Source organism: Bradyrhizobium sp. MI1.3 (assembly GCF_055811695.1).
Genome location: NZ_JBVVPQ010000125.1, coordinates 1 through 10,441, shown reverse-complemented (window position 1 = coordinate 10,441; position 10,441 = coordinate 1). Strand labels below are relative to the sequence as shown.

Annotated in this window: 9 protein-coding genes and 1 tRNA gene; 9 read left to right on the top strand and 1 reads right to left on the bottom strand. The window is 64.0% G+C overall.

Features of this window, described 5'->3' with window-relative positions:
* The first annotated feature begins 448 nt into the window (after nucleotides 1-448).
* From AC0L3A_RS38835 to AC0L3A_RS38805, 7 genes are all read left to right on the top strand, one after another.
* The gene (locus tag AC0L3A_RS38835) at nucleotides 449-817 is read left to right on the top strand and encodes a hypothetical protein (protein WP_007591185.1); all 369 of its coding nucleotides are present in this window, start codon (nucleotides 449-451) and stop codon (nucleotides 815-817) included.
* A gap of 134 nt (nucleotides 818-951) precedes the next feature.
* Nucleotides 952-1,026, top strand: a tRNA-Asn gene (locus tag AC0L3A_RS38830).
* Between the two features lie 176 nt (nucleotides 1,027-1,202).
* On the top strand, nucleotides 1,203-1,382 hold the full coding sequence (locus AC0L3A_RS38825) for a hypothetical protein (protein ID WP_007591158.1): 180 nt from the start codon (nucleotides 1,203-1,205) through the stop codon (nucleotides 1,380-1,382).
* A 136-nt stretch (nucleotides 1,383-1,518) separates the two neighbouring features.
* Entirely contained in the window at nucleotides 1,519-2,181 is a 663-nt protein-coding gene (locus AC0L3A_RS38820; protein ID WP_007591157.1) for a protein-L-isoaspartate O-methyltransferase family protein, read from the top strand.
* Between the two features lie 214 nt (nucleotides 2,182-2,395).
* Entirely contained in the window at nucleotides 2,396-3,796 is a 1,401-nt protein-coding gene (locus AC0L3A_RS38815; RefSeq protein WP_007591156.1) for a TolC family outer membrane protein, read from the top strand.
* A 306-nt stretch (nucleotides 3,797-4,102) separates the two neighbouring features.
* Complete coding sequence (locus AC0L3A_RS38810) at nucleotides 4,103-4,876, top strand: PopZ family protein (protein ID WP_007591154.1); 774 nt, start codon at nucleotides 4,103-4,105, stop codon at nucleotides 4,874-4,876.
* Between the two features lie 153 nt (nucleotides 4,877-5,029).
* Nucleotides 5,030-7,906 (top strand): valine--tRNA ligase, encoded by a 2,877-nt coding sequence (locus AC0L3A_RS38805; RefSeq protein WP_354128229.1) that lies wholly within the window; start codon nucleotides 5,030-5,032, stop codon nucleotides 7,904-7,906.
* Between the two features lie 2 nt (nucleotides 7,907-7,908).
* On the opposite strand, the gene AC0L3A_RS38800 is transcribed toward AC0L3A_RS38805, so the two are convergent.
* The gene (locus AC0L3A_RS38800) at nucleotides 7,909-8,511 is read right to left on the bottom strand and encodes a DNA-3-methyladenine glycosylase (RefSeq protein ID WP_219680144.1); all 603 of its coding nucleotides are present in this window, start codon (nucleotides 8,509-8,511) and stop codon (nucleotides 7,909-7,911) included.
* Nucleotides 8,512-8,641: 130 nt separating this feature from the next.
* Here AC0L3A_RS38800 and lipA point away from each other — a divergent pair, with 130 nt between their 5' ends.
* Together lipA and AC0L3A_RS38790 are read left to right on the top strand one after the other, a co-directional pair.
* Nucleotides 8,642-9,598, top strand: a complete 957-nt coding sequence (lipA, locus tag AC0L3A_RS38795; protein WP_219680140.1) for a lipoyl synthase — start codon at nucleotides 8,642-8,644, stop codon at nucleotides 9,596-9,598.
* 6 nt (nucleotides 9,599-9,604) lie between these two features.
* Complete coding sequence (locus AC0L3A_RS38790) at nucleotides 9,605-10,075, top strand: type II toxin-antitoxin system RatA family toxin (RefSeq protein WP_219680137.1); 471 nt, start codon at nucleotides 9,605-9,607, stop codon at nucleotides 10,073-10,075.
* Nucleotides 10,076-10,441 lie beyond the last annotated feature (366 nt).

Below are 10,441 nucleotides of genomic sequence, written 5' to 3'. Positions count from 1 at the left end.
TTCACCTGTATGCCGCTGTGCAGCCTCTTGTAGCGCAACCTTCGCACAGTGGACCGTGGGTGCCAGCCGGCACCCGGTCTTCCCTGCGCCCTCTGACGGAGGAGGGTGGACGAGACAAAGCAAAGCTCGGGCGAGATGCGTCGCGAGGAAGCGAAGCCGTGCCTGCGACAAGAATCATATTGAGCGCGCAGCGCCGGCGCCCGCGCCGGAGACAACAAGCCGCGCCGATCTATGAATGCCGGTTCATTGCTGCGGAGAATTCGAATCGGTAAGAATTGGCTCGCTGCGCGTCTCGCGTCGTGCAGAGAGCCGGAGGCGGATCGATCGCGTCTTGAACCTTTCGATTGCGCCTCCGACGAATCCTCCAAGGCAACACCATTGGTTGCCGCGGCGCCTGCGCCGATCGACGTCAGGCACCGAAAGCCCGTTTCGATCGGGGGAATTTCATATGAAGTATTTTCTGTCTGCACTGATCGCGATCGGTCTATCGATTGCCGCCGCGCCGTCGTTCGCGGCTGACGCGCGCAACGTCACTGTCGTCAACGAGACCGGCTATGCCATCAAATTCCTGGGCTTCAACGCCCCGGACGATGGCATGGACGAATGGGACAACGAGCTGGACAAGGTTTTGCAGAACCAGGCGAGCACCTATGTCGAGTTCGACGATGACGACGAAGGATGCGTCTGGAACGTCCGCGTCGACTGGCAGAACTATGACGAGACCGTGCTCTGGAAGAACGTCAACCTCTGCAAGTTCACCGCGCTTCGGCTGCGCTACGATTCCGGCACCAAGACCACTTCGTTCGTCGCCGAGTAACTTGACCTGAGGCCAGGCGGAGGAGGGGCCACGCGCCCTTCCTCGCCGCAATGTGCGAGATGGCGAATTCGTCCTTTGCAAGCGCAAGCGGCTTTGTTATACGCAGCCGCGCGCGAACGACGGGTTCGCCCTTTTCCTCGGTAGCTCAGCGGTAGAGCATCCGACTGTTAATCGGATGGTCGCTGGTTCGAATCCAGCCCGGGGAGCCAAATTCTGGCTCATCGTCAATGGTTTGCGTCCAGACTCTGATCTGGGATGCGATCTCGTTGCGGCAAATTCTCAATTAGATGTGTACCGTGGCGAGCCCGCATCCTCCGCCGCGACGCCAAAACGACTCAATTGAAATCGAGCTTCCAGGCGCCGGTCCTTTACGGAGCTGATTCCCATGCGAGACATCCAGGTCGACCGTTCCCCGTTGGCTCCCTCCATTCTGCCGGCGGACATCCCCGAACTCAGCGATGACGAATGCCTCGCCTGTCTCGCGCGGGCGGTCGAGACCCACGATTCGGCACGGCTGGATGAAGTCGCCGCATTGATCGGCCGCCTCGCAGTCACGATCGAATAGGCGGCTCACCCTCGACGTTGCGAGTTGCGGAAGGGCCCGTTTCGCGGGCCAAAGCCATGTTGCGTTTTCGCAGGGCCTGTTCCAAAGATGCCGCCAACTTTCGTCCGCGGCATCGTCCGCCTTGCAGGGTCCGCAAATGTCCGTTTTCTCGACGGCGCGCCTAAAAATGGTCGATGGCCAGGTGCGCACCAGTGACGTCACCGACCGTCGTGTTCTTGATGCCATGCTCACGGTTCCGCGCGAGGCCTTCGTGCCGGCCAGCCGGCAGGCATTGGCGTATCTCGACCTCGATCTCGACGTCAGCGAGGGCGGCGCCAAGCGGTTCCTGATCAAGCCGCAACTGACCGGCAAGTTGCTCCAGGCCGCCGAGATCGGCGAGGATGACAACGTGCTGGTCGTCGGCTGCGCCACGGGCTATCTCGCTGCGCTGACCGCCAAGCTTGCGCGTCAGGTCACCGCGACGGAATGCGATTCGGCCTTGGCCGCGAAGGCCAAGGACGCCTTCGCCGCCCTCGGGCTCGCCAACGTGGCCTGCAAGGCCGCGGCCTGCACCGAGGGTGATGCCGCTGCCGGCCCCTATGATGTGATCGTCCTCAACGGCGCCACCGAGGTGACGCCGGCAGGGCTGCTCGGGCAGCTCAAGGAGGGTGGGCGCCTGTTGGGGGTCTCGGCCGAATCCAGGCCGCCGCGAGCCATGATCGTCACCCATACTCACGGCGAATTCGGCCATCGGGCGCTGTTCGATGCCGCGGCCCCGGTCCTTCCCGGGCTGGAACGAGCCGCCGCCTTCGTGTTCTGACGGCCCGATAGCGGCTTTGGCCCGTTAAAATCCCGTTCTGAATCAGAAGTGTGGCCGGGATGCTGCACGTGAAGAGTTTCCACCGAGAACCACCCTCAGGTAGTTCCGTCGCGCTTGACCGCGTCCTATGTTGCGGCGGGGCAACGACTCCACTCGTAGACGGTAACCCAGCTCGCGGGCACGAGCCGGGCGTTAGAATGAACGGAATTTTTGGATGCATGGGGTGAAGTTCTTCACCGGAGCAGCGGTTTCGGTCCTGCTGCTGGCGCTTGCCGGGCCGACGCCTGCCTTGGCGGATACGATCGAGGCTGCGCTGGTGCGCGCCTATCAGAACAATCCGCAGCTGAACGCGCAGCGCGCCCAGGTGCGCTCGACCGACGAGAACGTGCCGCAGGCGCTGTCGGGCTATCGGCCCAAGGTCAATGTGACCCTCGGCAGCGGGTATCAATATCAGGACGTCCAGGCGACGCAGAATGTCGTCCCCCCCACCCCCAAGTCGATCTCCGGCTTGCTTCAGCCCAACAGCGCCAGCGTGAGCGTCAGTCAGACACTCTACAACGGCAATCAGACCGCCAACAGGACGCGCGTCGCGGAGAGCCAGGTGTCGGGTTCCCGCGAGGCATTGCGTGTGCTCGAGCAGACGGTCCTGCTGCAGGCTGCCACGGCCTATATGGATTTTCTGCGCGACTCGGCCACGCTCGAAGTTCAGCGCAGCAACGTGCGCGTGCTCGAACAGACGCTCAAGCAAACGCGCGATCGCTTCAATGTCGGCGAGGTGACGCGCACGGACGTCGCGCAATCCGAAGCGCAGCTGGCTGCCGGCAGGACCCAGGCCCTGACCGCCGAATCGAATCTCACGACGACGCGCGCGAACTTCCGCCGGATCATCGGCAACGAGCCGGCGGCCCTCGCCCCCGGCTCGCCGGTCGATCGCTTCCTTCCTGCGACGATCGCCTCCGCCGTTGGTCTCAGCCTTGTCGAGAATCCCAACGTTACGGCTGCCATGTATGGCATCGACGTCAACTACCTCCAGGTCAAGATCAACGAAGGCGCTTTGCTGCCGACGGTCACGGTCGCGGCTACTGCCAGCACAGCCTACCAGCAACAGCTGACGATCTTCCGAACGAGTTCCGCGTCCGCCCTCGCGACAGTCGCTGTGCCGATCTATCAGGGTGGCACAGAATATGCGCTGATCCGCCAATCGAAAGAGAACCTGGCGCAGCAGCGCCTGAATCTCGAAACCACCCGCGATCAGACCCGCGCCAACGTCGTGCAGGCCTGGGGCCAGTTGGAAGCCGGCAAGGCGCAGGTGCAGTCCGCGCAGGCGCAGGTCACGGCGTCCGAGATCGCGCTGAACGGCGTGCGCGAAGAGGCCAAGGCCGGGCAGCGCACCACCCTCGACGTGCTCAATGCGCAGCAAGCGCTGGTGAACGCGCGCGTTGCGCTCGTCACTGCCCAGCATGACCGCGTGGTGGCGTCCTATTCGGTGCTCAACGCGGTCGGTCGTCTGGCGCCGCAGGTGCTTGGTCTCAACACCACGGTCTACGATCCCAGCGTGCACTACCAGCAGGTCCGCGACAGCTGGGCCGGCGTACGCACGCCAGACGGACGCTAGAGTCCCGTAGTCATCCGGTCGGCCTCGCGAATAGCCGAAGCCGACCGGTGCTTTGCTTGCAATCATCAAAATCCCTGACATAGCCTTGCCAAGAAGATGCGGGTCGATTCGCTCTGCATCCGATGCCGTGTGCGTAAAGCATGAGGTGCCGAGGGCAGGGGCGCACCGCTGCACGTTGAGCCGTCATCTGGGGACAAGTCGGGCTGCCGTGACGAAAATGTCGGGCCAGCCATCCGGAACCGGCCAATCCTGTCGTGCTTGGTGTAAAACAACGCATGCGAGGGCGTTGATGATGTGGAGTCGGAGATGACGCAGCCTGCAAAGGTCACAGAACCCTCGATGGAGGAGATTCTGGCCTCGATCCGGCGCATCATTGCCGATGATGAGGCCAAGCCGCCGCCGGCGGATGCTGCCAAGTCCGAGAAAGCTGCCGCCCCCGCCGCCCCACCGAAGCCGCAGGCGATCAACGATATTCCGCCATCCAAGGTCGTGCCGCCCAAACCGGCCGCCGAGAAGCCCGTACCGCCTTCAGCCGCAAAGCCGGCGCCGCCGCCGGCCCCCGCGCCCGAGGCGGATGCATCCAACAATCAGGACGATATCGACGCGCTGCTGGCGGGCCTCGACACGGCCACGGCTGCGCCGGAAATCCGTGCTCCCGAGCCGGAGCCCGAACCTGAGCCCGACGTGCTGGAATTGACTGACGATATGGCGCTGGCGATGGAGCCGACGCCGCCTCCGCCGCCGCCGAGCTTCCGCAAGGTCGAGCCGCGCGACGATCTCGAATTCGCCGAATCGCCGCCGCCGCGTCCGACGCCGGCATCCTATGCGCCGGTGGACTTCGATGCGCCGCCATTGCCGCTCCAACAGCCGATCCTGGCGCAATCGACGGTCTCCGCGGTCGAATCCGCCTTCAATTCCCTGGCCCACACGGTGCTCAGCAGCAATGCGCGAACGCTGGAGGATCTGGTTAAGGAGATGCTGCGTCCGATGCTGAAATCCTGGCTGGACGACAATTTGCCCGGCCTGGTCGAACGCATCGTGAAGGCCGAAATCGAGCGGGTATCGCGCGGCGGCAGGTAGATCGGGCCGCAGAGCCCTCATAAAGCCCCGCTTGTGGGTCATATTCTGCCTCCCGACCGGATCGGAAAGCCCTGCTGCCGCCTGGCTTTCCTTTGACCTTTCCGTTGACTTGTCCGTTGACTTGGACCCCGTGCGCGGCTTTCTAACAGCGCCATGATCGAGAAAAATTACCAGCCCGCCGATATCGAAGCCCGCATGTCCGTCGTGTGGGAGGACAGCCTTGCGTTCAAGGCCGGCCGCCCGGACCGCCGCGACGCAGTGCCCTTTACCATCGTGATTCCGCCGCCGAACGTGACGGGCTCGCTGCACATGGGCCACGCCCTCAACAACACCCTCCAGGACATCCTGTGCCGCTTCGAGCGCATGCGCGGCCGCGACGTGCTGTGGCAGCCCGGCACCGACCATGCCGGCATCGCCACCCAGATGGTTGTCGAGCGGCAACTGATGGAGCGCCAGCAGCCCAGCCGTCGCGAGATGGGCCGCGAGAAGTTTCTGGAGCGGGTCTGGCAGTGGAAGGCCGAGAGCGGCGACACCATCATCAACCAACTCAAGCGGCTCGGCGCCTCCTGCGACTGGTCGCGCGAACGCTTCACCATGGACGAGGGCCTCTCCAAGGCCGTGGTCAAGGTCTTCGTCGAGCTGCACCGCGACGGCCTGATCTACAAGGACAAGCGGCTGGTCAACTGGGACACCAAGCTGCTCACTGCTATCTCCGATCTCGAAGTGCAGCAGACCGAGGTCAAGGGTAGCCTCTGGTACCTGCGCTATCCGATCGAGGGCAAGACTTTCAGCCCCGAGGATCCCTCGAGCTTCATCGTCGTTGCCACCACGCGCCCGGAGACCATGCTCGGCGATAGCGGCGTCGCCGTGCATCCCGACGACGAGCGCTATCAGAAGCTGGTCGGCAAGAACGTGATCCTGCCGCTGGTCGGCCGCAAGATCCAGATTGTCGCCGACGATTATTCCGATCCGGAGAAGGGCTCGGGCGCGGTCAAGGTGACACCGGCGCACGACTTCAACGATTTCGAAGTCGGCAATCGCCATGGCCTCGCCCGGATCAGTGTCATCGACAAGGAAGGTTGCCTCGATCTCCTCGAGAACGAGGATTATCTGCGCGACCTGCCGGAAGGTGCCTCGCAGTTCGCCGAGGAGTTCAACAAGCTCGATCGCTTTGCTGCGCGCAAGCGCATTGTCGAGCGGTTGGAATCGTTCGGCTTCGTCGAGCGGATCGAGCCCCACACCCACATGGTGCCGCATGGCGACCGCTCCGGCACGGTGATCGAGCCCTATCTGACCGACCAATGGTATGTCGACGCCAAGACGCTGGCGAAGCCCGCGATGGCGGCAGTGCGTTCCGGCGAAACCACGTTCGTGCCGAAGAACTGGGAAAAAACCTATTTCGAGTGGATGGAGAACATCCAGCCGTGGTGCATCTCGCGCCAGCTCTGGTGGGGTCACCAGATCCCGGCCTGGTACGGTCCCGACGGCAAGGTGTTTGTCGCCGAGACCGAGGAGGAGGCCGTCAGCCACGCGCTTGGCTATTACGTCGAGCAGGAAGTCATCACGGTCGAGCAGGGCCGCGAGATGGCGCTCGACCGCAACAAGCGTGATGGTTTCATCACGCGCGACGAGGACGTGCTCGACACCTGGTTCTCCTCGGCGCTGTGGCCGTTCTCGACCCTCGGCTGGCCCGCGGACGCGCCGGAAGTGCAGCGCTACTACCCCACCAACGCGCTGGTGACCGGCTTCGACATCATCTTCTTCTGGGTCGCCCGCATGATGATGATGGGCCTTCACTTCATGAAGGAGGTGCCGTTCTCGACGATCTACATCCACGCCCTCGTCCGCGACGAGAAGGGCGCCAAGATGTCGAAGTCGAAGGGCAACGTCATCGATCCGCTCAGCTTGATCGACCAATATGGTGCGGATGCGCTGCGCTTCACGCTTGCGGCGATGGCCGCGCAGGGGCGCGACATCAAGCTCGCCACCAGCCGCGTCGAGGGCTATCGCAATTTCGCGACCAAGCTCTGGAATGCGTCGCGCTTCGCCGAAATGAACCATTGCGCCGTGCCCGAGGGTTTCGAGCCGGCCAAGGTCAAGGAGACGCTGAACCGCTGGATCGCGCATGAGAGCGCGCACACCACGCGCGAGGTGACCGAGGCGATCGAGGCCTATCGCTTCAACGACGCCGCCGGCAGCATCTACCGCTTCGTCTGGAACGTCTATTGCGACTGGTATCTCGAGCTCGCAAAACCCGTGCTGCTCGGCCCCGACAGCCCTGCCAAGGCCGAGACCCGCGCCATGGTGGCATGGGCGCGCGACGAGATCTTGAAACTGCTGCACCCCTTCATGCCCTTCATCACCGAGGAGCTGTGGGAGGTGACGGCCAAGCGCGACGGTCTGCTCGCGCTGGCGCCGTGGCCGCTGAAGCCGGCCGGGCCGACGCCGGAGCAGCTTGCGATGCTCGCGGCGACGACGGGGCCGACCGATGCGCTCGTCTCGCCGGTTTGGGTGCTGCCGATCTTCGACCATGCCGACTTCACCGATCCCGCCGCCGAGGCCGAGATCGGCTGGGTCATCGACCTTGTCACCCAAATCCGTTCGGTGCGCGCCGAGATGAACATCCCGCCGGCGACTCTCACGGCGCTGGTGCTCGCAGGCGCCTCGGCCGAGACGAAGGAGCGCGCGCCGCGCTGGAGCGACGTCATCAAGCGCATGTCGCGGCTGTCGGATATCTCCTTCGCCGACCGTGCGCCCGACGGCGCGGTCCAGCTCCTGGTGCGAGGTGAGGTGGCCGCGCTGCCGCTGAAGGGCGTGATCGACGTCGCCGCCGAGCGCACGCGTCTCGACAAGGAGATCGGGAAGGCTGACGCCGACATCAAGCGCGCCGAGTCCAAGCTGGCCAACGAGAAATTCGTCGCCAACGCGGCCGAGGAGGTCGTCGAGGAGGAGCGCGAGAAGCGCGAGGCCGCGCTCGCCCGCAAGGCCAAGCTGCTCGAGGCACTGGAGCGGCTCAAGCAGGCGTCTTAGGCTTATTTCGGAAACGGCTTGCTCAAAAACTTCGAACCCCTGACGCCATAGCGCCAGGGCAGCTCGGCCGCCTTTGTGATGCCGATCCGGATGCCGGCCACCACCTCGACGTCCTCCGTCCGCGCATGCAGCGCGATCGGCGGACGGTCCAGCGGCAAGGCATTGTGCGCGATGGTGATGCCGAGCGATTCGGTCAGCTTGCCCGGGCCCGAGCACAACGCGTGCAAATCCTGGAGATGGCGCCGCCGACGCATCGCGGCGATACCATGGGTCGGCTCCAACGCGCGGATCAGCACGGCGCTGGCCGAGCCTTCTTCCTCGCAGACGAAGTTCACGCACCAGTGGATGCCGTACGAGCGGTAGACATAGGCAAAGCCGGGCGGGCCGAACATCACCTGGTTCCGCGGCGTGAGGCCATTGTAGGAGTGCGCCGCCGGCTCGGTATGATGATAGGCCTCGACCTCGACGATGATCCCGCCGACGCCGTCGACCAGCATGGTTGCACCGATCAAGTCGGGCGCGACCTCGTGCACGCTGCGTGCGAAAAAGGCACGCTTCAGCGCTTTGCCGAGCCGGGGTGTGGAAGGTTTCGAGACTGGAGCCATTCGAGGTGAGAATCGCCAGAGAACAGAGCAGGATATTGCCCATATCTGCCATGTTCCCTGAAGCGGGGCGAGCCGGGTTGCGATGCCCGGCGAGACCGACTAGGTAGGACTTGGTCAGACCGGACACCCCATGGTCGTTATTGTCGATACCATCTCGAACCCGCTGCGCCCACGTCACCCCGAAAAGGTGAATCGGCCCGATTCCGCTTCGCCGCCGAAGCCGGACTGGATCCGCGTACGCGCGCCCAACACCCGCGGCTATGCCGACACCCGCAACATCGTGCGCGCCAACGGCCTGCATACGGTGTGCGAGGAGGCAGGCTGCCCGAATATCGGCGAGTGCTGGGACAAGAAGCACGCGACCTTCATGATCATGGGCGACACCTGCACCCGCGCCTGTGCATTCTGCAACGTCAAGACCGGCATGCCGAACGCGCTCGACGCGGCCGAGCCGCAGAACGTCGGAGAGGCCGTGGCCAAGCTCGGGCTTGCCCATGTCGTCATCACCTCCGTCGACCGCGACGATCTCACCGACGGCGGCGCCGAGCATTTCGCCCAGACCATCCGCGCGATCCGCGCCGCGTGCCCCTCGACCACGATCGAGATCCTGACGCCCGATTTCCTGCGCAAGGAGGGGGCGCTGGAGGTTGTCGTCACGGCGAAGCCCGACGTGTTCAACCACAATCTCGAGACCGTGCCGTCGTGCTATCTCACGGTGCGGCCGGGCGCGCGCTATTTCCATTCGATCCGGCTGCTGCAGCGGGTCAAGGAGCTCGATCCCACCATCTTCACCAAGTCCGGCATCATGGTCGGCCTCGGCGAGGAGCGCCACGAGGTGCAGCAGGTGATGGACGATCTGCGTTCGGCCGACGTCGATTTCCTGACCATCGGGCAATATCTCCAGCCGACCCGCAAGCATCACGCCGTGATGCGCTACGTGCCGCCGGACGAGTTTTCGTCCTACGAGAAGGTCGCCTACACCAAGGGCTTCCTGATGGTGTCGGCGAGCCCGCTCACCCGTTCGTCGCATCATGCCGGCGAGGATTTTGCGAAACTGAAGGCCGCGCGGGCAGCAAGCGCCCGCTGAATCGCCATGCCCAATTTTTCGAGCAAGCGCCGTGTCGATCACAGCGCGTCCGAGATGTTTGATCTGGTCGCCGACGTCGAGCGCTACCCGGAATTCGTGCCGCTGTGCAGCGCGCTGAAGGTCCGTCAGCGTATGGCGAAACCCGACGGCACCGAGGTGCTGGTCGCGGACATGACAGTGTCGTTCAAGCTGGTCAGGGAATCCTTCACCAGCCGCGTGACGCTCGACCGTGCCAATCTGAAGATCCTGGTCGAATATCTGCAAGGTCCCTTCAGCAATCTGGAAAACCGTTGGACGTTCGAGCCCAAAGGCGAGAGCGTTTGCGATGTCGGCTTCTTCCTTGCCTACGAGTTCAAGAGCCGCATGCTGGCGCTCCTGATGGGCTCGATGTTCGACGCCGCGTTCGCGCGATTTTCCATCGCGTTCGAGAAGCGAGCGGATTCGATCTACGGACGGCGGAAGCTGGCGTCGTCGTAGTGGACGGGCACGCTCTCTCCTCCGTCATTGCGAGGAGCCCTTGCGACGAAGCTATCCAGAGCCTTTCCACTGAGGGATGCTGGATTGCTTCGCTCCGCTCGCAATGACTGAGGAGGCGGCGTCGACACTCTCCAACAACTCTCGTCCTCCGTCGCAGACACGGGTGTGCAGCCCCGCGGCGTGTCTCGCCCGAGCTTGGCTTTTGGCGTCGCCCCCAATTGCCAGAGGGCGCAGGGAAGACCGGGTGCCGGCTGGCACCCACGGTCCACTGTGCGAAGGTTGCGCTACGAGAGGCTGCACAGCGGCATACAGGTGAAGCCCAACACACGGCCTTCCCTGCGCAGTGGTTTGACGGCTTATGCCGAG

Bases quoted from the DNA above. Each gene is read 5' to 3' on its own strand.
- AC0L3A_RS38835 (WP_007591185.1), top strand. From the start codon at position 449: ATGAAGTATTTTCTGTCTGCACTGATCGCGATCGGTCTATCGATTGCC.
- AC0L3A_RS38825 (WP_007591158.1), top strand. From the start codon at position 1,203: ATGCGAGACATCCAGGTCGACCGTTCCCCGTTGGCTCCCTCCATTCTG.
- AC0L3A_RS38820 (WP_007591157.1), top strand. From the start codon at position 1,519: ATGTCCGTTTTCTCGACGGCGCGCCTAAAAATGGTCGATGGCCAGGTG.
- AC0L3A_RS38815 (WP_007591156.1), top strand. From the start codon at position 2,396: ATGCATGGGGTGAAGTTCTTCACCGGAGCAGCGGTTTCGGTCCTGCTG.
- AC0L3A_RS38810 (WP_007591154.1), top strand. From the start codon at position 4,103: ATGACGCAGCCTGCAAAGGTCACAGAACCCTCGATGGAGGAGATTCTG.
- AC0L3A_RS38805 (WP_354128229.1), top strand. From the start codon at position 5,030: ATGATCGAGAAAAATTACCAGCCCGCCGATATCGAAGCCCGCATGTCC.
- AC0L3A_RS38800 (WP_219680144.1), bottom strand. From the start codon at position 8,511: ATGGCTCCAGTCTCGAAACCTTCCACACCCCGGCTCGGCAAAGCGCTG.
- lipA (WP_219680140.1), top strand. From the start codon at position 8,642: ATGGTCGTTATTGTCGATACCATCTCGAACCCGCTGCGCCCACGTCAC.
- AC0L3A_RS38790 (WP_219680137.1), top strand. From the start codon at position 9,605: ATGCCCAATTTTTCGAGCAAGCGCCGTGTCGATCACAGCGCGTCCGAG.